Below are 21594 nucleotides of genomic sequence, written 5' to 3'. Positions count from 1 at the left end.
GCGCGTCACGGATCGACGAGATTGCCCCGCGATGCAAGCCCGTGATCAGCTCGCGTCGAAATCCCGGGGAATCAGCACAGCGAGCGAATTGCGTTCATGCCGGGGCACGAGACCCGGCAATCGTTCGACCTTGGCGCAAGGGTCACGGTGATCGCACCAGTAGAGCGTGTAGCCAAGCGCGAGAAAGGGCGCGACGACCGCTGCATTGCTGCTGCCATGTGCTGCAAGTTTCTCGGGCCGATCAAGCTCCAGCAGGACGATGGCTTGGCGCTGCGCCAGTTCATCGGCGGCCTGCGGCAGGAACCGCGCTTGATAGCCTTCGGTGTCGATCTTGAGAATTTCAGTCACCCCGTCGCGCCTCGGCAGCAATATATCCTGCAACGCGGCGGTCTGGATGGGCGAACCGGAAGGAGCGGCCTGATAGCGGAAGCCTTGTGCGGCGAAGGACCCGGTGCCTGCCTGGCCGGTCAACAGCACTTGCTTCACGTGGGCGCCGCACCCATTCGCTCTGGCCAGAGCTGCGACATAGCGTGCCGCCTCGGCTTCGGGCTCGACTGCAACCAGTTCGGCACCGGCAAACAACTTACCTGCCAGAATGCCGAAGAAGCCGAACAGCGCACCGATATCGTAGAAGCGGACCAGCCGGCCCGCCAATCGGACTGACAGTTCGACCAGCAAATCGACCAGTCGCGGCTCGTGCACGCTGCCGTTGGCAAACTTACTCGCAAACCAGTCGCTCGGCTGCAGCGCGCGATCGAGCGGGATGTGCGGAATGATCAGCCTGTGACCCGCAATCCCGATCTCGCTGTGCAGGTCAAACGCCGCGAAGCGCGAACCGGAACTGTGCGACGGGAGATTTGCGAAGAGGTCAGACACACAGCCTCTGTGCCAGACGCGCGCATCACTCGCCAGCGCGATTGGCGGCATACCACAGGCAAAGATCGCTCACCGGACAGGCCGCGCATTTGGGTGCACGCGACGTGCACACCCGCTTCCCGAACTGGATCAGCCAGAAATGACCATCCGCCAGCGTCCATTGGGGGGAGCGTTCCTCCAGCTGCTGGGCGGTTTTCTCCGCCACCTTCGCATCGGTCAGCCCGATCCGGTTGCACACGCGGTGTACATGGGTGTCGACCGCAATCACGTCTTGGCCAAAGGTGAAACTCATGACGATGTCGGCGCATTTGCGGCCGATCCCCGGCAGGCTCATCAACCCTTCGCGGGTGTCGGGCACCACTCCGCCATGCTCGGCCAGTAGCGCTTCGTTGAACCTGCGGATGTTGCGCGCCTTGTTGTTGTACAGCCCGCACGGCTTGATCGCGGCGGCAACGTCGCGGTCGTCAAGCTCGAGCATGTCTTCCGGCGTGGTCGCCAGCGCGAACAGCGCCCGCGTTGCAGCGGCGGTGTTGCGATCGAGCGACTGGGCAGACAGCATGCAGGAAACGCAGCTGCGATAGGCGTCGGGCTGGCCTTTCGGCCCTTTTGCGCCGGCGGTGCGCCCGGGCATGGCTTCGGCAAGCCGCCGGTAGACGGTTTCGACAGCAGCAGGTTCGAGCAGGCGGGCCATGGCGGATCAGCGCTTGGCAAGCGCTCCGGTTCCGGTCGCGCAATCGCTGCGGAGCGGACAGGCTTCGCAGTGCGGCGCGCGCGGGCGGCAAAAACTCTGGCCCAATTTCTTCAGCAGCAGGTGATGCTCGTCCATGTCGGCGGCGGACCATTCTTGCGGCACGACCGGCATCAGCGCGTCATAGGTCTTGGCCGTATCGGCCTTCGCGGGCACGATCCCCATCCGCTGCATGATCCGGCGATGGTGCCCGTCGATTACCATCGCCTTGCGGGCGAAGGTGGAGGCGTTCATCACCCCCGCACTGTTCTTGCGCGCCACACCGGGAAGCGTTTCGAGCCAGGCCATAGCGTCCGCGGTTTCGAGATTGGACAGATGCCGCAAATCGACCGCGCCGCGCTGGTCAATGATCGCGTTGAGGCACTGCTTCAGCCGGTTTGCCGCGACCGAAGGAAAGGTCTGCCGCTGGAGCCGCGTCTCCAGCTCCGCAAGCGGCACCGCCGCAACCGCCTCCCATGACCCGTATTCGGCGAGCAGACCCTCGGTCGAGGCATTGCTCGCCGCCGTCTTGGTCTGCGCCCCGATTACGCCGTGGACCAGCACCCACTCGGGCGCCCGGCGTTTCTCGGGCGGGCGAACAATCCGCCCAAAATGTCCGATCAACGCAGCCTGCGTACGGCGAAGGATATCGGTACGCGGATCAGAGCCGAGGGGGAGCTGCATTCCGATCAAGGGTTCCCGGAATCGACTGACCGGATGCCCAACCTCCACCGGTCGATCCTTGACGGCGGAGGCGGGATGGAACCGCCGGGCGCGCGGTCCCCCTCATTGACCACCCAACTCGTACGACCGGACAGGCTTCGATCGGCAAACAGATGGTGGTTTTGAGCTTTAATCGCGTTGCACGCTGCGTGCGCCGATCGCGCCACCAACAACCGCTTGTCGGAACTTAGTCTTTCCAGAACGGAGAGGGAGTCACGATTCAAGGAATAGGCGAGAAGGCCGCAGGCACGATACCGCACCATATAGGAACGATCACTTGCGGCCAGAATACCGAGCCGAACGGCATCGTCGGAGATGCGGGCATAGCGGGTGGCATAGTAGACCAGCGCCGTCCGACCCTGCCAAGTTCGGAATTGGGGAAAGGCTGCAAGCAAGTATCGCACAATGCCGAAGCCGAGCGGCCGCAAATTGGCCCATGCCGCATCTTGACGATCGCTCGCAGCAATATCGAGCTGCGAAACGGCGTTAGCAATCTGCTCGTCCCGCGACAAAAATCACTCCCATTCGATCGTGCCCGGCGGCTTGCTGGTATAGTCATAGACCACCCGGTTCACGCCCTGAACTTCATTGACGATGCGCGTGGCGCAGCCGGTCAGGAAGCTTGCGTCGAAGGGATAGACATCCGCCGTCATCCCGTCGGTGCTGGTCACCGCTCGCAGGCCGCAGACGCTGTCATAGGTGCGGTGATCGCCCATCACGCCAACGGTTTTGACCGGCAATAGCACGGCGAAGGCCTGCCAGATGGCATCGTAGAGACCGGCCTTGCGGATTTCATCGAGATAGATCGCGTCTGCCTTGCGCAGGATATCGCAGCGTTCCTTGGTCACTTCACCCGGGATGCGGATCGCCAGGCCGGGGCCGGGGAAGGGATGACGGCCGACGAACATGTCGGGCAGGCCCAGCTCGCGGCCGAGCTCGCGAACCTCGTCCTTGAACAGTTCGCGCAAGGGTTCGACCAGCTGCATGTTCATCCGTTCGGGCAGCCCGCCGACATTGTGGTGGCTCTTGATCGTCACGCTTGGTCCGCCGGTGAAACTGACGCTTTCGATCACGTCGGGGTAGAGCGTACCCTGAGCGAGAAAATCCGCCCCGCCGATCTTCTGTGCCTCTTCCTCGAACACATTGATGAACTCGCCGCCGATGAACTTGCGCTTCTTCTCCGGGTCGGTCTGGCCCGCGAGGCCCGCCATGAAGCGCTCCTCTGCATCGACCACCACCAGCGGGATGTTGTAATGGTCGCGGAACATGGTCTCGACCTGCTCGCGCTCGTTCAGCCGTAGCAGGCCATGATCGACGAACACGCAGGTCAGCTGTTCGCCGATCGCCTCGTGGATCAGGATTGCCGCGACAGAGCTGTCGACTCCGCCGCTTAGGCCGCAGATGACTTTGCCATCGCCCACCTGCTCGCGGATTTCGCGGATCTTCGTCTCGCGATAGGCGGCCATGGTCCAGTCGCCCGCCAGTCCGCACACCTTGTGCACGAAATTGGCCAGCAGCTTGCCGCCGTCAGGGGTGTGGACGACTTCAGGGTGGAACTGCGTGCCGTAATATCGGCGTGCCTCGTCGGCGATCACCGCGAAGGGTGCGCCATCGCTGGTGGCGACGATTTCGAAACCGGGGGCAAACTGCGTGACCTTGTCGCCGTGGCTCATCCACACCTGGTGGCGTTCACCCTCGGCCCACAGCCCGTCGAACAGCGCGCAATCCTTGGTCACGGTCAGGAAAGCGCGGCCGAATTCGCCGCCGCGGTATCCGTCTTCTGGCCCGGTCTCATGGCCCGGGCGAACTTCACCGCCGAGCTGGTGGCTCATCACTTGCTGACCGTAACAGATGCCGAGGATCGGCAGGCCGCTGTCGAACAGGATCTGCGGCGCGCGGGGCGAGCCGTCATCCGGCACGCTGGCGGGCGATCCCGACAGGATGATCCCCTTGGGTTTCATCCGGTGGAACGCCTCTTCTGCGAGGCTGAAAGGCGCGATCTCGGAATAGACCCCCGCTTCGCGCACCCGGCGCGCGATAAGCTGAGTCACCTGGCTGCCGAAATCGACGATCAGGATGGAGTCGGGGTGGATGGATTCGGTGGGGTCTGTTTCGTCCATGGCGGCGGATTAAAGGGGCCGCCGAGCGCTGGCAAGCAATGCTCAGCCGCTAATCACAGCGCAGTCGTCGAGCCCGCTACAATCGGTAGCGAGCGCATGGATCAATTGCGCGCGCAAAGCCCTGGCTTGCGCGATCTGATCGTCGAGCTCGATGATCTTGCTGCGAGCGAAGCTTTTGGCCTCGTCGCAATAGGTTTCCGCCCCGCCGTCGCCGCGCATGAGGCCCACAAGGTCACGGATTTCCGCGATCGAGAACCCGCTCGAACGCGCTCGCGTGATGAAAGCCAGCTGCTTCAGCGCTGCCGCATCGTAAACCCGGCGGCCGGACCGGCGGCCCGGTGGACGCAGCAATCCCGCCCCCTCGTAGTAGCGGACGGCAGAAGCGCTGACCCCGGCGTGTTCGGCCAATTGCCCGATTGATAGCCCCATGCACGAACGCCCCTTGACTTAAACTGCGCTTTAAGTGGTAGCTGATGCTCCGGACCACAACAAGCCGGAGAATCCCATGCAAAGAATACCATTTGTCGCTCTGCCCTTCTGGACCAAGCTTGCAGTCATGCTCGTGCCGTTCAGCGGATGGATAATGTTTGCCGAATTCGTGATCGACCGGAACGGGTGGGACAGATTTCTGCCGTTCTACAGATTGGGCCAGTTCTGCCCGTATGAAGTGATTGTGCTATCCATCCTCGGCTTGATCTGGTGGCGGTTGGAGCAACGCGCGAAGCAGGATGAAACCACTCGCCGCGAGGTCGCCGCAGCCGCAAAGGCTGCAACGGGCCGGTGCTGTTGACAGCGGGCGACAGAAGTGGATGTTGCAAAAAACTGAACTAATGTCGATTTTTTCTCATTTGTGAATAGTCAGGCGCAACATTATTACAGCATCAGAGCCGGTCGACAGAAACCTCTCCCTCCCATCTGTCGCCGACCAGCAGGCACCTGACCTCCTCCCTTGCGAAGGTCTCCTGGCCACTGCGGAACCGCCCGGTAACGACACCGGTGCCCGCCTGGCAAAAATTGAGACGCGGCTGCCCGGACATTCAGTCCTCCCCCCCAAAGATCCGGGCGGCCGCGTCCCCTTTCTTTCAAAAACCTCTGTATTTAAAGGCTCGCGAGCAAGCGATCGATGTGTTCGCGCTGTTCCGGACCGGCAAACTCGCGCACACCTTGCGCAAGCTTGCGGGCTTCTGCTTTCTGACCCCCTGCAGCCAGTGCCGCCGCGAGGTGCCAGCGAAATTCGAGATTGCCCGGGACCTGAGCCACCGCGCTGCGCAACAGCCGCTGTGCCTCTGCCGCCGAGCCCCCGCTGCGCACAATCACCCAGCCAAGAGTGTCCGTCACCTGCGGATCGTCCGGAGTCAGCGCATGAGCCCGACGCGCGAGCTGCAACGCGTCGCCTTTGCGCCCAGCCTCTAGCGCGGCAAGCGCACCATTGTTGAGCACCAGTGCATGGGCATCCATGCCTTGCCCGAGCAATTTCTGATAGATGCTGTCGGCTTCGTCCCACTTGCCGGCGGCAATGGCCGTGTCAGCCTGCGACAGGCGGGCCGCGTAATCGCTCGGCAGTGCAACTTTTGCCAGCCGCGCGGCGTAGGGATCGGGCTCGCCGAGTTCCTGCGCGAGCCGGGACGCCAGCGCCAGGATCTGCGGCCCGGCAACCGCGCGCTTGGCCGGATCGCTGACGGTTTCGAACGCAGCGCGTTTTTCCCCGAGCGCGAGCCGCGCCTGCGCCATCACCATGGCACCATGAATATGGTCGGGACTGACCTGCAGGAACTGGCGCAGGATCGCTATCGCCTGTTCCTGATTGCCGCGTAGATGCGCGATTTCACCAAGCAGCAACTGCGCTGCGGGGATCTTGCGCAAGCTGCGCTCGTTCTCCTGCATCAGCGCGTTGGCTTTATCGAGATCGCCGGTCACGAAAGCGAGCTTGGCATCGAGGAAGACGCCGAGCGGATGCGCCGGGGCCACTTCGCGAACTTGCGCGATTGTATCGGCTGCCTGTTCGATCTGACCCCGGTCCGCCTGGACTGCGCCTAGCGCGATCAAGGGACCGAGCACGCCCTTGTGCGTTTTCGACGCGGCGGAATAATGCTTCTCAGCTTGCGCCAGATCCTCGCGCAGGACAGCAATCTTGCCCGCCAACATCAGAGCCGGCAGCGAGCCTGGCTCTGCCTGCAGTGCGCGATCTGCCAGCCGCCGTGCGGATTCGACCGAACGCTGCTGCAATGCCATCTCTCCGCGCAAAGCCAGAATCCGCGCGTCCTTCGGATGGGCGGCAACCGCTGCATCGGCCATCTCGACCGCCTGCTCGAAATCGTCTTTGGCCAAGGTCGCGCCGATACGGGCCCACACCGCAAGCGGATGCGAGGTGCCCGCCTTTGCCGCCCAGTCGAGCGCTTCTTCGGGCTTGTCCTGCAACAGCGCCGCATGCGCGTGAAGCGCTGCCGCGTCTGGCGAGGTGGCGTCTTCGCGGGACAATTGATCGAGCGCAGCTTCGGCCCCGATTCCGTCACCCAGCGCGAGGAGCACTTCCGCATAGCGCAGCCGCAGATCAGCCGAATCAGGCGTTTCAGCGAGCAGTTTGGCCAGATGGACGCGGGCCGCGCGATAGTCGTTCTCGGCAAGCGCGCTCTCGGCCGCCGACTGACTGTCTTGCTCCAGCATGCCGCAAGCCGGGAGGGAGGCGGCCAGAGCAAGCAGCCCGGCCATTTTCAAATGCATCGGTTTCATGGCTCTTCGCATAGCCTCACGGACCCTAAATTTCCGCAAACGTCGCGCAAAAGGCAGCTGGGCCGACGCAGCCATTGCCGCGCCGGCCCAGAAAATGTGCCACTATAACCGGGTAAAGACCCTGGTTTAAGCAAACATCCGGCGACGCCGTGCCCACAGGCCGAACAGTGCGAGACCGAAAAGGGCCATGCCGCCAGGTGCCGGAACCGGATTGCCCGGACGCTGGGAAAGGTTGAAATTGATATCCCAGTGCCGGAGTGCCCAGCCCGACGGGTCGAGCATATTCAGCCAGGCCGAACCACCAAATGCACTGGTCTTGTCATTCGCGCCATCACCGATCTGGAGCGTGGTCGAACCGGCCAGCGGGTCAGACGGTTTCAGCGTATAGACCGCACCGTCGATCGTGATCGTGCCTGAAGCGCCGGAATAGAAATCCATCGTCGAGGCATCATAGGCGCCGCCCCCGCCCTTGTAGGTCTGGCTGCCGGTCAGCGCGTCCTGAAACCCGTCGAACGACAGGTCGAGCGTAGCAACTTGTCCTTCGTCGTTGATCGCAGTCCCGGTGAAGCTTGCAGTGCCGGCGTCTGTATCCTGGGTGAAGGTCGTGCCGTCCTGGAAGGAGAAATTGCGCGAACAATCACTGTGCAGCGCGTTGTTGGTCCACAGACCATGCGAACAGCCCGAACCGGCATTATAGTCCGATACATCGTACTCGACGACCGAAGCGAAAGCCGGAGTGGCTGCAATAAGTACGGCTGAAGCGCCGCCGAGCGCTGCTAGTTTGATCGTGTTCATGGCCAAGGCCCCCTGATCCAATTGATTCGCCGCAAGGCTGCCGCAAGAACCGGATGCAGGACATTGCATATTCGCGAGTGTCCCGATTCAGGGCAACCCGCTGCGTATTTCCTATGCTGGCAGGCCGAGGAGCTCCGCCTCTGTGCGCAGCTGAGTCTTGAGCAGCTTGCCGATGTGGCTGCGGGGCATTTCGTCGATCGCATGCAATTGTGCCAGACGCTGGGTCTTGCCGAGCCGGGCGTTGACCGCGCCGAGGATTTCACCGGTGTCGCCGCCAGCCGACAAGGTCACGAAACCGACCGGAGTTTCGCCCCATCGACGGCTCGGCACACCGACCACCGCTGCTTCGATCACATGGGCTTCCTTGAGCAGTTCGTTCTCCAGATCAACCGGATAGATGTTGAATCCGCCGGAGATAATCATGTCTTTCGAGCGGCCGACCAGCTCGAGAAAACCGTCTGCATCGACCCGCCCGATATCGCCCATCCGCTGCCATACGTCCCCGGTTTCCGGATCGGTCCAATAGCCTTCGCGGGTCTTGTCCGGCTGGTTCCTGTAGCCCGCCATCATCGTCTGGCTGCGCCCGATGAGATTGCCCGCTGTTCCCGGCGGTGCGGGTTTGTCCTGATCGTCGAGCACGCGCAGCTCGCTGCCCGGAGCGGGCCGTCCGACGGTGTGCAGCTTGTCCGGAAACTCGTGGCAGGGGAGCAGGCAGACCACACCGCCTTCCGTCATCGAATATATTTCGATCAGTGCGCCCGGCATCCGGCGCAGCACATCATTTTTCAGCTCTGCGGAGAACGGCGCGGAGGTGCAGTATTTGAGCGCGAGCGACGACAGGTCGAATTCGCCAAACCGCGGCTCGTCCATCAGGCGCTGATATTGCACCGGCACCAGCATAGTGATCGTGGTCTTGTCCGCCTGCGAGTTTTCCAGCCAGTGGATGGTGCTGAACTTGCCCATGATCCGCACCGTTCCCCCCGCCAGCAGCGGCGGCAGGAAAGCGACCATTGTGGTGTTGGAATAGAGCGGGGTCGATGTGAGCGAGCGCACCGGCAGACCGGCTTCGAGATAGCTCGACGCGGTTGCCGCAAATTGCCGCCAGCGCATCTGGTGCGAATGGACGATGCCTTTGGGCACGCCGGTGGTGCCGCTCGAATAGATGATATTGAATTCGTCTTTCGGATCAGGCGTAAACTTGGGCGCCGGCCCCATTGCCGCCGCTATCTCCGTCTCCACATCCTGATCCAGCACGACGACCTGCATTTCAGGCAGGAAATCTTCGCCCAGTTCTGCCCGTTTGGCGCTGTCGATGAACAGGTGCCGGGCACCGCAATCCTTCGCCATGCCTTCAAGCTGCTCGCGGCTGGCGCTGGTGGTCAGCGGTGCGGCAACGCCGCCAGCGCGGACCGCTGCAAGGAAGACCAGAGCATAATCGATTGAACTCGTACCGAGAATCGCCACCGCCTGCCCGCGTTCCAGCCCGGTTTCGACCAGCCGCGCAGCCAGCCGCTCGACCTTCTCGACCAGCTCCGCCCAGCTGATCTCGCGGCTGTCGTCGCGCAGAGCAATGGCATCGGGCTGGAGCCTGGCCCACTGTGCGAGGATGTCCGGGAACGAGCCGAACGGCTCCTGCAACTGTTCGAGGATGGTCACTGATTTCTCCCGGATACTTGTCATTGGCGCGGCAGTTATGCAGTCTTGCCGCAAATTGCCAAGGAGACTGCGCATGCGATTGCCGAGAATGGTCATTGCCGCGGCAGCGTTGCTGACCGGCTTTATAGCGCAGGCAGAGGAAGCGCCGACGAAGCCGCGCCTGCTGTTCGTCTTTGCCCATCCCGATGACGAGGTGTTCGTCGCCCCCGTGCTTGCGCGGGCCGCTCGCAAGGGCCAGCCGGTCACCGTCGTCTACGCGACCAGTGGGGACATGGGGCCGGGCGTTTCGTCGATGAAGCGAGGCGAAGCGCTCGCCAACCATCGTGAAAGTGAGGCGCGCTGCGCGATGCAGGCGTTGGGCAATCCCGATGTCAGGTTCCTGCGGCTCGGCGACGGCACGCTGGGCGTAAACGCCCACCATCCGGAAAGCCCTGCGAAGAAGCTTGCAGCCGCCTTGAAGCCGATCATCGACGAAGGCGGATACGAGATCGTCTTCACGTGGGGCCCGGACGGTGGATATGGCCATGCCGATCATCGCATGGTCAGCGCGATCACCACGCAAATCGTCCAGTCGATAGAGGAAGGTCGCCCGGGATTGATGTATCCTGGCATTCCGAAAGGTACGCTGCCTCCCATCGCCGAAATGCAGACGTGGGGAGAAACCGATCGCGCGCTGTTGCAGGTGCCTTACGAATATTCGCCCGAAGACCTCGCCGCCTCAGCCCGCGCGGTCGACTGCCACAAGACCCAGTTCGATGCGGCGACGCGTGCGGGGATGATGCAGCTGTTCGACCATACCATCTGGCAGGGGTCCGTCCATTTCCGCATCGGCTTGCCCGAGCTGCCGATAGAAGGATCGGAAGTGCGCGCCGTTCCAGGGCCTCCACCCGGCCACTAATGACGCATCAACACTCGATTACATTGACCGCCAAGCCGCCCTGGCTCGTTTCCTTGTATTTGGTCGACATGTCGAGACCGGTCTGACGCATCGTCTCGATCACCTGGTCGAGGCTGACGCAGCTTTCCGCAGCCGTCCGGTGCAAGGCCAGCCGCGCGGCGTTGACCGCCTTGACCGCGCCGATCGCGTTGCGTTCGATGCACGGCACCTGCACCAGTCCGCCGACCGGGTCGCAGGTCAGCCCGAGATTGTGCTCCATGCCGATCTCCGCTGCGCTGGCGACTTGTTCGGGCGTGGCGCCCCACAAAGCCGCAAGTCCGCCCGCGGCCATCGAACAGGCGACACCGACTTCCCCCTGGCAACCCATTTCAGCGCCGGAAATACTCGCGCGCTGCTTGTAGAGCAGGCCGATTGCCCCCGCCGTCAGCAGGAAGTTGCGGCGGCTTTCAGTGCACGCCTGGTCATCCACGTCGCGGCAATAGAACCGCATCACTGCGGGGATGATGCCGGCGGCACCGTTGGTCGGGGCCGTGACCACGCGTCCGCCGGCAGCGTTTTCCTCGTTCACTGCCATGGCAAAGCAATTGAGCCAGTCGAACAATTGTTCGCGCTCGTTCGATTGCGGGTTGGCGGAGAGCTTCTCCCACAAATCGGGCGCGCGGCGGGCGACCTTCAGGCCCCCCGGCAAAATGCCGCGCTGATGCAGGCCGCGCTCGATGCACTGGTCCATCGCTTCGGCAATCCGGTCCAGGCCGGCGACGGTCTTGGCGCGAGGGCGGGCCGCGTCTTCATTGGCCAGCACCAGCTCGGCGATGGATTGTCCGGTCGCAGCGCAGATAGCCAGCAGTTCCTCGGCCGAGCCGAAATCATGCGGCACTTGGGCCCCGGTCTTGACGATATCGTTCTTGAGTTTGCGCCTGAGCTGCGCCTCGGAAGCGACGAACCCGCCGCCGGTCGAATAATATGTCCGCCTGAGGAGCTCCGCCCCGTCTTTATCGAACGCGGTCAGCTGCATGCCGTTGGGATGCAGTTCGGGAATGATGTGACCGGCAAGGTCGATATCGGATCGCGGATCGAAATCGATTGGCTGCTTGCCGCCCAGCATCATCCGTTTCGTTTCGCGCAGATTGCTCAGGGCATGCGCCGCTTCGTCCGGGCAGGTACGCTCCGGATGGAAGCCCAGCAGGCCCAGCATCGTGGCCTCGACTGTGCCGTGGCCGACCCCGGTAAGCGCGAGTGACCCGCGCAATTCGGCCGCAACCCGCGCCACCCGATCCAGCTTGCCGGACTTGCCCAGAGCGCGCACGAACATGGCCGAAATTCGCATCGGCCCGACTGTGTGCGAGCTGGAGGGACCGATCCCGATCCGGAAAATATCGAGCACCGAAAGCATGGATGGTTCGATGCGCTGCAAGCAGCCGCGCGTCAACCGGTTTCAACTGTAACCAAAGGGGCTGGAACTGTGGGTAAAACGGGCGTTTCCGCTTTGGTTATGCCCTGCGCGCGCCTATATAATCGGTATGAATAATGACACTCCAGAAACTGGTGAAAACAAGCCGGAAAAAGTCGTCCAGATGGGCGAGTACGGCGCCGATTCAATCAAGGTTCTCAAGGGCCTGGATGCAGTCCGCAAACGCCCCGGCATGTATATCGGTGATACCGACGATGGCTCGGGCCTGCATCACATGGTGTTCGAAGTGTCGGACAATGCGATCGATGAAGCACTCGCCGGACATTGCGATCTTGTCCTGATCGAACTGAACCCCGATGGATCGGTCAGCGTCGAAGACAATGGCCGCGGCATCCCGGTGGACATGCATAAGGGAGAGGGCGTGTCGGCGGCAGAGGTCATCATGACTCAGCTGCACGCCGGCGGTAAGTTCGAAAACACCTCTGACGACAACGCTTACAAGGTCTCCGGCGGCCTGCACGGCGTCGGAGTTTCCGTGGTCAACGCGCTGAGCCAGTGGCTTGAACTGATGATCTGGCGCGACGGCAAGCAGTACTGGATGCGGTTCGAGCATGGCGATGCAGTTGCATCTCTCGAAGAGCGCGGCGATGCGCCGGAAGTCGAATCGAATGGCGACAAGAACGGCCTGAAGAAGGGCACCCGCGTCACCTTCATGCCAAGCCACGACACGTTCAAGAACGTGACCGAGTTTGATTTCGACCGGCTGGAGCATCGCTACCGCGAGCTTGCTTTCCTCAATTCGGGCGTGCGCATCTTGCTGCGCGATAACCGCCATGAAGAGCCGCTGGAGCACGATCTCTATTACGAAGGCGGGATCGCCGCATTCGTCAAATATCTCGACCGCAACAAGCAGGCGCTGATCCCGGAGCCGATCTCCGTTTCCGCAGAGAAAGACGGGATCGGGATCGATGTCGCGCTGGAGTGGAACGACAGCTATTACGAAAACGTCCTCACCTTCACCAACAACATCCCGCAGCGCGATGGCGGCACGCATCTGGCGGCCTTCCGCACGGCACTGACCCGCACGCTGAACAATTACGCGCAAAGCTCCGGCCTGATGAAGAAGGAAAAGGTCAGCCTTTCGGGCGAGGACATGCGCGAGGGCCTGACCGCCATCGTATCCGTCAAGCTGCCCGATCCCAAATTCGGCTCGCAGACGAAAGACAAGCTCGTCAGCAGCGAGGTGCGCCAGCCGCTCGAAAGCCTGATGGGCGAAAAGATGAGCGAATGGCTGGAAGAAAACCCGGCCGATGCCAAATCGATCATTCAAAAGATCATCGACGCTGCCGCTGCCCGCGAAGCCGCCCGCCGCGCGCGCGAAATGAGCCGCAAGGGCGCAATGAGCGTCGCTTCGCTGCCGGGCAAGCTGGCCGATTGCCAGGAACGCGATCCTGCCAAGTCGGAACTGTTTCTGGTCGAGGGCGATTCCGCAGGCGGCTCCGCCAAGCAGGGGCGCGACCGCAAGACGCAGGCCATTCTCCCGCTCAAGGGCAAGATCCTAAATGTCGAGCGCGCCCGGTTCGACCGGATCATTTCATCGAAAGAAGTCGGCACGCTGATTCAGGCAATGGGCACCGGCCTGCGGGACGAATTCACGATCGAGAAGCTGCGCTATCACAAAGTCGTGATCATGACCGACGCCGATGTCGACGGGGCGCATATCCGCACGCTGCTGCTGACCTTCTTCCACCGCCAGATGCCGGAAATCATCAAAGCCGGCCACTTGTTCATCGCCCAGCCGCCATTGTTCAAGGTCAGCAAGGGGCGCAGCGAGGTCTATCTGAAAGATCAGGCGGCGCTCGACCGCTATCTGGTCGATGCCGGACTGCAGGGCCGCTACCTCGAAGCAACCGGCGGCGCGCGCAGCGGTGAAGACCTGCGCGGCCTGGTCGAACACGCGCTGCGCGTGCGCAATCTGCTCGCGTTCGTCCCGCGCAAATACAACACCGATATCATCGAGCAGATGGCCCTGTCCGGCGCGCTCGACCCGGGATTGAGCGACGATGTGCGGCGTCAGGCGCTCGAGCTGGCAGCGCAGCGCCTTGCCCTGGCTGACGAAGATGCGAAGTGGACCGCGCAATTGCGCGATGACGGTTCGGTGCGGTTCGACCGTCTGTGGCGCGGCGTCACCGATGTGCATGAAATCGAAGCCAAGTTCCTTTCCAGCGCCGAGGCGCGCAAACTGCACAGCCTGACGTCCGAACATGCCGAGGTCTACGCTCAGGCCGCGCAGTTGGTGAAAGTCTCTGCCGCCAGCAGCGATGCCGCGGAAGAACCGGCTGCGGTCAACGCGGATGGCGAGGAAGAGGAAGTGATCGACGCGAGTTCCGACGATGCGATCTTCCGGCCGACCGAATTGCTCGACAATGTGCTTGCCGCCGGGCGCAAAGGCCTCGCCATCGCCCGCTACAAGGGTCTTGGTGAGATGAACGCCGAGCAGTTGTGGGAGACCACGCTCGATCCCGACCACCGGATCCTGTTGCAGGTGAAGGTCGAAGACGCCGATGTGACCGACGAGATATTCACCCGCCTGATGGGCGATGTGGTCGAACCGCGCCGCGAATTCATTCAGGACAACGCACTGAATGTCGCCAACCTCGACGTGTAAGGCGCGGTGAACGCGCAAGGAGCAGACCCGCGATGAATATCGACCAGGCACGGATCGAACGCCGCGGTTTCTTCCTGTTCCTCGCTCTCGCCACTATTGCACTGCTGTATATTTCGTGGCCGTTTGCGGCTCCGCTGCTGTGGGCGACGCTCGCGGCGATCATGTTCCAGCCGCTCAACCAGTGGTTCCTGAAGCAGCGCTATTTCGGCGCCAACCGCGCCGCCATCGCGACGCTGCTGGTGATCACATTCGCAGTGATCCTGCCGTCTTTCCTGATCGGCAGCGCGATCATCGATCAGGCGATCGGTGTCGTCATCGCATTTCGCGAAGGGCGGATCGATGTGACCGACTGGTTCGCGACAATCATGGCTGCTTTACCCGGCAATGTGCAGACATCGCTCGATGATTCCGGGTTCGGAAACCTCGGCGAAGTGCGCGACCGGGCGCAGGAATTCGCCGAGGAATCGGTCGGGCTGATTGCGCAACAGGCGCTGTCGATCGGCGGCAGCGTGTTCGGCTTTGTGCTGGCCTTCGGGGTCGGCATCTACGTTACCTATTTCCTCCTGCGCGACGGCAAGGCGATCGGCGAAAGCGTGATGGCATCGGTTCCGCTGGAACGCAGCATCGCCGAACGGCTGACAGAGAAATTTCTCGGCATCGTTCGCGCAACCATCAAGGGCTCGGTCGTCGTCGGCCTGGTCCAGGGCGCATTGGGTGCGATCACTTTCTGGATCGTCGGCGTCCCTTCCGCGCTGCTGCTCGGCCTGCTGATGGCGATTGCTTCGCTGATCCCCGCTCTGGGACCGGCGCTGATCTGGGTCCCGGCGGCGGTTTATCTGCTGGCGACCGGAGAAATCTGGCAAGGCGTTGTCGTCATCGTCTCCGGCGTCGCTCTGATCGGCATGGCGGACAATGTGCTGCGCCCGCTGCTGGTCGGGCGCGACACCGGAATTCCCGACTGGATGATCCTGATCACGACACTCGGCGGGATTGCGCTGATTGGCCTCTCGGGCATCGTGCTGGGGCCACTGGCCGCCGGGCTGTTCCTCGCCGGATGGGCGATTTACCGCGAGCAGCGCGCACCGGCGAACAAGCCGGCGGCTGACTGACACCTTGAGCTGGAGCCCCCGCCCGCAGACCCAGCAACAGCAGGTCGGCATGCTGTTGATCGCTGCAGTGATCGTCACCAGCGGACCTGGCCTCCCGGTCGTCGGCTATCTGCTCTACCCGTTCACCATCCTGACAACCTGGTTCCATGAAATGGGACACGGCCTGACTGCCCTGCTCATGGGTCTGACTTTCGAAGAGCTGGTGATTTACCCCGACGGATCAGGCTTTGCGCAATCGAGCGGCGCGCAGGACCCGTCCGCCCTGTCCAGCGCGCTGATCGCCATGGGGGGGCCGCTTGGCCCCAGCATCGCCGGCAGCGGATTGATTCTCGCCACCGGCAATCACCGCTTCTGGCGTCCGGCCCTATATGGTCTGGCCGCCGTTATCGCGCTGTCGGTGGCGATCTGGGTGCGCAGCCCGGTCGGGTTGGTGGTCCTGCCGATAGTCGGCGCTGTGATGGTGGTGATCGCGCTGTTCGGGCGCGACTGGATGCTGCGATTCTCGCTCCAGTTCCTCGGCGTGCTCGCCGCTCTGAGCATGTTCCGGGACTGGGATTACCTGTTCACGGAAAACATCGTGCTCGGCGGAGAACCGATGCTGTCCGATACCGGAGCGATGGAAGCCGCCTTGTGGCTGCCGCACTGGTTCTGGGCCGTGATCATCATCCTGATCTCCGGCGCGATGATCGGGTGGAGCCTGAAACGCGCACTGGCGGAAGAAGGCGGCCCACCCCGTATGCCGCCTCGCAACATCGGCCAGTGGCTTTGAGCACATTCGACGCAATAATTTTGGGCGGCGGAGCTGCGGGCCTGTTCTGCGCCGCCATCGCAGGTCAGCGCGGCAAGCGGGTGCTGGTGCTGGAAAAGGCCGACCGGGTGGGCAGAAAGATCCTCATCTCCGGCGGCGGGCGGTGCAATTTCACCAACATCGGTGCCGGGCCGGGCAATTACCTTTCCGCCAACCCCCATTTCGCGAAATCCGCTCTGGCACGATACACGCCGCGCGACTTTCTCGATCTGATCGAAAGCCACGCCATCGCCTGGCACGAAAAGACACTGGGCCAGCTGTTCTGCGACGGCAGCGCGCAGCAAGTGGTCGATATGCTGCTCGCTGAATGCGACGCCGCCGAAAGCAAGGGCGGCGATGTGACGATCCTCACCGGGCAGGACATTGGCGAAGTCGAGCACCGCGATGGCGCCTATCTCGTGAGCGCCAATGGCCAGATGCACGGGGCGCACAATCTCGTGATCGCCACCGGCGGGCCGTCGATCCCGAAAATGGGCGCAACCGGTTACGCCTATGATCTGGCCCGCCTGTTCGGCCTCAAGATCGTCGAGCCGCGTCCTGCGCTGGTGCCGCTGACGCTGGGCGGGGAAGATGTGCTGTTCCGCGAGCTGTCCGGCGTGGCAGCCGATGTGAAGGCTGCCGCGGGAAAGGCGGCATTCCACGAAGCCGCGCTGTTTACCCATCGCGGGCTTTCAGGGCCGGCCATTTTGCAGGTCAGTTCCTATTGGCGTCACGGCGAAACGGTGGCGGTCGATTTTCTGCCCGGACGGCCGCGTGACTGGCTGCTTGAAGCGAAGCGCACCAGCCCGCGCGGGCAAGTACGCTCGTTGCTGCGTGAAGACCTGCCGCAGCGGCTGGCAGACACGCTGTGCGACCGGCTCGGGCTGGATGGCGATCTGGGCAATCTCTCCGACAAGGCATTGCGCGAGGCCGAAGAACGGCTGCGCCAATGGACTTTCCGGCCCAACGGCAGCGAGGGATATGCCAAGGCGGAGGTCACGGCCGGCGGCATCAGCACCGCCGAATTGTCTTCACAAACGATGGAAGCGAAAAAATCCCCCGGCCTCTACGTGATCGGCGAAGCCGTCGATGTGACCGGCTGGCTCGGCGGGTACAATTTCCAATGGGCATGGGCGAGCGGCCATGCTTGCGCACAGGCGCTATAGCGCTGTCTTTACATTGCCGCATTCGCAGCGCATCGAATGCACCATGATCCGCCGTATCCTGACCGCCTCCGCCACGCTCGCGCTTGCCGCCTGTGCCACTGTCCCCCAGCCACAGCAGGCCGCACAGCCGCAGCAAGCCGCACAGCCGGTGCCGGTGCGGATCGTGGGGCTCAACGATTTTCACGGCAATCTCCAGCCGATCGCACGCCGGATCCGCCTGGTCGAGAACGACGGGACCGAGCGCGAAGTATACGCCGCAGGCGCGGCCTATCTGGCCAGCGCGGTCGCTGAAACCCGCGCGAAGAACGAGCATTCGCTGGTCATCGCGGCAGGCGATCTGATCGGCGGCAGCCCGCTGATCTCCTCGATCTTCCTTGACGAACCGGCGATCGGCGCGATGAACCGGATCGGGCTCGATTTCAACGCGGTGGGCAATCACGAATTCGACCGCGGGTGGAAAGAACTCAAGCGCATCCAGAACGGCGGCTGCGAACAGAACACCCTGCGCACGCCCTGCGCGGTCGAACAATACACCGGCGCAGACTTCGCCTTCCTCGCCGCCAATGTGATCCAGCCCGATGGCGAAACACTGTTCCCGGCCTATGGCCTGCGCACATTCGGCGAAGGTGCCGCCCGGGTTTCGGTCGGCGTGATCGGGCTGACGCTGAAGGAAACGCCCACGCTGGTGACACCGAGCGGTGTTGCGGGCCTCAGTTTTGAAGACGAGGCGGCGACCATCAATCAGGCGGTGGAAGAACTGGCGAGCCAGGGCGCGGACGCCATCGTGGTCTCGATCCACCAAGGCCTCTACACCGAAGTCGGCTACAACGATAAAAGTTGCGGCGGCGTATCGGGCCCGCTGATCGAAATTCTCAAGCAGGTCGATCCGCGGGTCGATCTCGTAATCTCAGGTCACACCCACCGCGCCTATGTGTGTGATTTCACCGATATCGATCCCGAGCGCCGTTTCTGGGTGACGAGCGCAGGATATGGTGGCTCGATGCTGACCGACATCCTGCTCGAAGTCGATCCCGCCGCTGGTGATGCGCGCGTAATCGCAGCCGACAACATCGTCGTTCAGAGCGTGAACCCGGCAGCCATGCCGGGCGAACCTACCCCGATCTTCTGGCGGGCCGACCGCGAAGTCGCGGCCTATGTTGCACGCTATGCCGATGCATCGCGCGAAGCGGCGGAACGTCCGGTCGGCCGGATTTCCGGCCCGGCACCCGATCCCGGCCCGGCGACCGAGGAAACCCCGCTCGGCAATCTGATCGCCGATGCGCAATTGTTCGGCACGCGCGATGCCGGGGCGCAGATCGCTTTCATGAACAATTCGGGCGTGCGCACTGCACTGATCCCGGATGCCGACGGCGCGATCAGTTACGGCGACATCTACGCGGTCCAGCCGTTCGGCAACACGCTGGTGACGAAGACTTTCACCGGCGCACAATTGCTCGCTTTGCTCGAACAGCAGTTCGACGATGAAGGCTTCGTCCAGACATTCAGCCCGTCCGAAGGGTTTGCAATGACCTATGATCTGCGCCGCCCCGCCGGGCAGCGGCTGGTATCCGCGGCGCTGGACGCAGAGCCGATCGATCCCGCCCGGACCTACCGCGTGACGATGAACAGTTTCCTCGCTGCGGGAGGCGACAGTTTCACGGTGTTCGAGCAGGGCACCGATGTGACAGTCGGCGCAATCGATCTCGACGCGATGGAAGAATATTTGCGCGCCGTGGACGTGCGGCAATTACCGGCAACGGGCCGGGTTACGGAATTGACCGACTAACTCGCGGCCCGCAGCCCGGATACGCCCTTGGCCCCCCGGTCGGTGCCGGACAGGCCTTCGAATAGCGTATCGATAATCCGCGCGAGCTTGTCTTCGCTCAGCCGGTCTTCCAGCATGGCGATGTGATAGGGCTGGATATAGCAGTTCACGATCTGGTTGATCAGCGACAGCGCATCATTGATCGCCAGATCGGGGAAATACCCCTCCACCTGCGCCTCGGCGATCAGTTCACACAGATAGTGATCGGCCAGATCGATAAAGCTGCGCGCGCGCTCGAAATGCTGTTCGCCCATCTCGATATAAAGCCGGAACGCTGCGGGGTCCGCGCGGAAATTGTCCCGCAGCAGGATAAAGCGCCGGGCGAAAAATTCGTACACCTTGCGGCGGACGGGCAAATCGCTCGCCATGACCTCGTCCATCACGGCCAGCTTGGGTGCGAACCATTCTGCGACCACCGCATCGAAGAGCGCGTTGTCGTCGGGGAACAGCGTGTCGAGGCGGACCCGTGCGATGCCCAGTTCGGCGACAAGCTTCGAACGGGTGAGTTCTTCGCCGCGGCGTTCCATCGCGTCCATGGCGGCGCGCACCACCTTGTGGCGTTCCTGGTCCAGTTCCTCTTCGCTCACCGCAATTGGTCCCTCATCGCCTGTCGCTGCAATTTAGGGAATGGTTCGGCCGGTTAAAAGGCCGATCGCTCAATTCTTCGGCGGCCACGGAAAGAAGGCCGAAGTGCGCTCGATATATTCGGAATATTTGTCGCCGCGTTTCTTCTTCATGCCCGATTCGAGCAGCGCCGCGCCCGACCATTTGGTCAGCGTGAAGGTCAGGAAGATCGGCCCCGCTACAGTATAGAGCGCCCAGTCCCAGCCGACCGACGCAACAACCAGCCAGATGCCCCACCACGCGCACGCATCGCCGAAATAATTCGGATGGCGGGTGTAGCGCCACAGCCCGGTGTTGAGGATCTTGCCTTCGTTCGACGGGTCTGCCTTGAACTGCGCCAACTGCCAGTCGCCGACCCATTCGAAGAAAATCCCGACGAGGAACAGCGCAATCCCGGCCCATGCCAGCGGGCCGATCGCATCGCTGTCGCCCGATGCGAGGATGCCGACCTGCGCCGGGCTGGATACGAGGAACAAGAGCAGCGCTTGCCCGAGCCAGATCTTGAACAGCGCCGACAAAGCAAACGCCCAGCGGCCTTTCTCGCGCGCCTTGCGCATCATCCGCTTGTATCGCTGGTCCTCGCCTTCGCGCCACCAGCGGCGCAACAGGTGGATGCCAAGCCGGAAGCCCCAGGCCGTGGTCATCGCCAGCAGGATAGCAGCGACCAGACCGGGCTCGCCCACTTGCATGAAGCTGGTGATCGCCATGATCCCCATCCCGGCGCCCCAGAAACTGTCGATGAACGACACGTCGTCGATCTGGACGGAAATCGCCCACAGGATCAGCACGATCCCGACAAGTATGACCGCATTGGTCAGCAGAGCATCAAGCATGTTTCGCCTCTTCAATCAGCCTTAGCGCCTGTGCCTCCAGCACTTTGTAACGCTCGTAATCGGGCAGTTTGGAGCGCATGAACTGCGCGATTTTGAGCAGGTCTTCGCCGTAATTGCCCGTGGTGTAGATCGGCGGGCCGAAGCCAAGTACGCGGCGCGCGTTGCATACCCATGCGGGCACGACCGGCACCTGTGCCGCCTGCGCTATATGGTAGAAACCCGATTTCCATTCGCCGTTCGAACTGCGCGTTCCCTCTGCCGCGATGACCAGCGCCAGCTTCTCGCGCCGCTCAAATTCGGCCGCGACCTGCTGCGTCACATTGGCACGCTTGGTCCGGTCGACCGAGATGCCGCCCATGTCGAACATGAAATTGCGCATGATGCCCTTGAACAGCGTGTGCTTGCCCATGAAACTGGGTTCGACCCCCTCTTCGGCGGTTGCACCGATAAAGAACACGAAATCCCAATTGGAGCTATGCGGCGCGCCGGCGATAACGAACTTGTCGAGATCGGGCAGGTGGCCGTCGAGCTTCCAGCCCTTCCAGCGATAAATCGCCATGATAATCCGCCGCACGAGGCGCGACAGAAGCGTGGGCTTCCGCGTGTGGTCTTCAGCCATGGTCTCTCCCTGTCGATGCCCCTAGCA

At 62.7% G+C, this 21594-nt stretch carries 20 protein-coding genes; 7 read left to right on the top strand and 13 right to left on the bottom strand.

Going from position 1 to position 21594, the window contains the following annotated elements; translation table 11 throughout:
• Positions 1-45: 45 nt before the first annotated feature.
• The 6 genes from E0502_RS07475 to E0502_RS07450 are packed head-to-tail and all read right to left on the bottom strand — an operon-like array spanning position 46 to position 4875.
• Complete coding sequence (locus E0502_RS07475; protein ID WP_161593725.1) at positions 46-876, bottom strand: FkbM family methyltransferase; 831 nt, start codon at positions 874-876, stop codon at positions 46-48.
• Positions 877-901: 25 nt separating this feature from the next.
• A complete protein-coding gene (locus tag E0502_RS07470) occupies positions 902-1567 on the bottom strand; it encodes an endonuclease III domain-containing protein (RefSeq protein ID WP_137677269.1) in 666 nt (221 codons plus the stop codon).
• Positions 1568-1573: 6 nt separating this feature from the next.
• Positions 1574-2287: an endonuclease III domain-containing protein gene (locus E0502_RS07465; RefSeq protein WP_137677268.1), complete on the bottom strand. Its 714-nt coding sequence runs from the start codon at positions 2285-2287 to the stop codon at positions 1574-1576.
• 5 nt (positions 2288-2292) lie between these two features.
• Entirely contained in the window at positions 2293-2838 is a 546-nt protein-coding gene (locus tag E0502_RS07460; RefSeq protein WP_137677267.1) for a hypothetical protein, read from the bottom strand.
• Between the two features lie 3 nt (positions 2839-2841).
• Positions 2842-4446, bottom strand: coding sequence for a glutamine-hydrolyzing GMP synthase (gene guaA / locus E0502_RS07455; protein ID WP_137677266.1), 1605 nt, complete (start codon positions 4444-4446; stop codon positions 2842-2844).
• A gap of 42 nt (positions 4447-4488) precedes the next feature.
• Positions 4489-4875, bottom strand: coding sequence for a MerR family transcriptional regulator (locus E0502_RS07450; protein WP_137677265.1), 387 nt, complete (start codon positions 4873-4875; stop codon positions 4489-4491).
• A gap of 76 nt (positions 4876-4951) precedes the next feature.
• Between E0502_RS07450 and E0502_RS07445 the strand changes: the two genes are divergently transcribed.
• Entirely contained in the window at positions 4952-5236 is a 285-nt protein-coding gene (locus E0502_RS07445; RefSeq protein WP_137677264.1) for a hypothetical protein, read from the top strand.
• Between the two features lie 308 nt (positions 5237-5544).
• Here E0502_RS07445 and E0502_RS07440 read toward each other — a convergent pair whose 3' ends face one another.
• From E0502_RS07440 to E0502_RS07430, 3 genes are all read right to left on the bottom strand, one after another.
• The gene (locus E0502_RS07440; RefSeq protein ID WP_204517929.1) at positions 5545-7176 is read right to left on the bottom strand and encodes a tetratricopeptide repeat protein; all 1632 of its coding nucleotides are present in this window, start codon (positions 7174-7176) and stop codon (positions 5545-5547) included.
• A 126-nt stretch (positions 7177-7302) separates the two neighbouring features.
• The gene (locus E0502_RS07435) at positions 7303-7971 is read right to left on the bottom strand and encodes a PEP-CTERM sorting domain-containing protein (protein WP_161593723.1); all 669 of its coding nucleotides are present in this window, start codon (positions 7969-7971) and stop codon (positions 7303-7305) included.
• Between the two features lie 111 nt (positions 7972-8082).
• Positions 8083-9651: a class I adenylate-forming enzyme family protein gene (locus E0502_RS07430; protein WP_137677261.1), complete on the bottom strand. Its 1569-nt coding sequence runs from the start codon at positions 9649-9651 to the stop codon at positions 8083-8085.
• 49 nt (positions 9652-9700) lie between these two features.
• Between E0502_RS07430 and E0502_RS07425 the strand changes: the two genes are divergently transcribed.
• Entirely contained in the window at positions 9701-10525 is an 825-nt protein-coding gene (locus E0502_RS07425; protein ID WP_161593722.1) for a PIG-L deacetylase family protein, read from the top strand.
• Between the two features lie 7 nt (positions 10526-10532).
• Here E0502_RS07425 and E0502_RS07420 read toward each other — a convergent pair whose 3' ends face one another.
• A complete protein-coding gene (locus E0502_RS07420; protein ID WP_137677259.1) occupies positions 10533-11918 on the bottom strand; it encodes an L-serine ammonia-lyase in 1386 nt (461 codons plus the stop codon).
• 127 nt (positions 11919-12045) lie between these two features.
• On the opposite strand from E0502_RS07420, the gene gyrB reads away from it, so the two are divergent.
• The 5 genes from gyrB to E0502_RS07395 are packed head-to-tail and all read left to right on the top strand — an operon-like array spanning position 12046 to position 19452.
• Positions 12046-14604, top strand: coding sequence for a DNA topoisomerase (ATP-hydrolyzing) subunit B (gyrB, locus tag E0502_RS07415; protein ID WP_137677258.1), 2559 nt, complete (start codon positions 12046-12048; stop codon positions 14602-14604).
• 32 nt (positions 14605-14636) lie between these two features.
• Positions 14637-15713, top strand: a complete 1077-nt coding sequence (locus tag E0502_RS07410; RefSeq protein ID WP_137677257.1) for an AI-2E family transporter — start codon at positions 14637-14639, stop codon at positions 15711-15713.
• A 4-nt stretch (positions 15714-15717) separates the two neighbouring features.
• The gene (locus E0502_RS07405; protein WP_137677256.1) at positions 15718-16482 is read left to right on the top strand and encodes a M50 family metallopeptidase; all 765 of its coding nucleotides are present in this window, start codon (positions 15718-15720) and stop codon (positions 16480-16482) included.
• The gene (locus E0502_RS07400) at positions 16473-17666 is read left to right on the top strand and encodes a BaiN/RdsA family NAD(P)/FAD-dependent oxidoreductase (RefSeq protein ID WP_476704102.1); all 1194 of its coding nucleotides are present in this window, start codon (positions 16473-16475) and stop codon (positions 17664-17666) included. Before E0502_RS07405 ends, E0502_RS07400 begins: the two co-directional genes overlap by 10 nt.
• A gap of 43 nt (positions 17667-17709) precedes the next feature.
• Positions 17710-19452 (top strand): bifunctional metallophosphatase/5'-nucleotidase, encoded by a 1743-nt coding sequence (locus E0502_RS07395; protein ID WP_137677254.1) that lies wholly within the window; start codon positions 17710-17712, stop codon positions 19450-19452.
• On the opposite strand, the gene E0502_RS07390 is transcribed toward E0502_RS07395, so the two are convergent.
• The 3 genes from E0502_RS07390 to E0502_RS07380 all read right to left on the bottom strand — a co-directional run bounded on the left by E0502_RS07390 (position 19449) and on the right by E0502_RS07380 (position 21567).
• A complete protein-coding gene (locus E0502_RS07390) occupies positions 19449-20078 on the bottom strand; it encodes a hypothetical protein (RefSeq protein WP_240048904.1) in 630 nt (209 codons plus the stop codon). The two genes, E0502_RS07395 and E0502_RS07390, sit on opposite strands and share 4 nt — an antisense overlap.
• A 69-nt stretch (positions 20079-20147) precedes the next feature.
• Positions 20148-20948 (bottom strand): DUF1295 domain-containing protein, encoded by an 801-nt coding sequence (locus E0502_RS07385; RefSeq protein WP_137677252.1) that lies wholly within the window; start codon positions 20946-20948, stop codon positions 20148-20150.
• Positions 20941-21567, bottom strand: a complete 627-nt coding sequence (locus E0502_RS07380) for a lysophospholipid acyltransferase family protein (protein WP_137677251.1) — start codon at positions 21565-21567, stop codon at positions 20941-20943. The genes E0502_RS07385 and E0502_RS07380 overlap by 8 nt, the downstream gene beginning before the upstream one ends.
• Positions 21568-21594: the final 27 nt, after the last annotated feature.

Source organism: Parerythrobacter lutipelagi (assembly GCF_005434975.1).
Taxonomy (GTDB): domain Bacteria; phylum Pseudomonadota; class Alphaproteobacteria; order Sphingomonadales; family Sphingomonadaceae; genus Parerythrobacter_A; species Parerythrobacter_A lutipelagi.
The sequence above is the reverse complement of the archived record's forward strand: the minus strand, read 5'-3'. Positions and strand labels throughout refer to the sequence as shown.

Coding starts and splice junctions, on each gene's coding strand:
- E0502_RS07430 (WP_137677261.1), bottom strand. CDS start 9,651: ATGACAAGTATCCGGGAGAAATCAGTGACCATCCTCGAACAGTTGCAG.
- E0502_RS07385 (WP_137677252.1), bottom strand. CDS start 20,948: ATGCTTGATGCTCTGCTGACCAATGCGGTCATACTTGTCGGGATCGTG.
- E0502_RS07440 (WP_204517929.1), bottom strand. CDS start 7,176: ATGAAACCGATGCATTTGAAAATGGCCGGGCTGCTTGCTCTGGCCGCC.
- E0502_RS07425 (WP_161593722.1), top strand. CDS start 9,701: ATGCGATTGCCGAGAATGGTCATTGCCGCGGCAGCGTTGCTGACCGGC.
- E0502_RS07470 (WP_137677269.1), bottom strand. CDS start 1,567: ATGGCCCGCCTGCTCGAACCTGCTGCTGTCGAAACCGTCTACCGGCGG.
- E0502_RS07435 (WP_161593723.1), bottom strand. CDS start 7,971: ATGAACACGATCAAACTAGCAGCGCTCGGCGGCGCTTCAGCCGTACTT.
- E0502_RS07395 (WP_137677254.1), top strand. CDS start 17,710: ATGATCCGCCGTATCCTGACCGCCTCCGCCACGCTCGCGCTTGCCGCC.
- E0502_RS07450 (WP_137677265.1), bottom strand. CDS start 4,875: ATGGGGCTATCAATCGGGCAATTGGCCGAACACGCCGGGGTCAGCGCT.
- E0502_RS07445 (WP_137677264.1), top strand. CDS start 4,952: ATGCAAAGAATACCATTTGTCGCTCTGCCCTTCTGGACCAAGCTTGCA.
- gyrB (WP_137677258.1), top strand. CDS start 12,046: ATGAATAATGACACTCCAGAAACTGGTGAAAACAAGCCGGAAAAAGTC.
- E0502_RS07420 (WP_137677259.1), bottom strand. CDS start 11,918: ATGCTTTCGGTGCTCGATATTTTCCGGATCGGGATCGGTCCCTCCAGC.
- E0502_RS07465 (WP_137677268.1), bottom strand. CDS start 2,287: ATGCAGCTCCCCCTCGGCTCTGATCCGCGTACCGATATCCTTCGCCGT.
- guaA (WP_137677266.1), bottom strand. CDS start 4,446: ATGGACGAAACAGACCCCACCGAATCCATCCACCCCGACTCCATCCTG.
- E0502_RS07380 (WP_137677251.1), bottom strand. CDS start 21,567: ATGGCTGAAGACCACACGCGGAAGCCCACGCTTCTGTCGCGCCTCGTG.
- E0502_RS07410 (WP_137677257.1), top strand. CDS start 14,637: ATGAATATCGACCAGGCACGGATCGAACGCCGCGGTTTCTTCCTGTTC.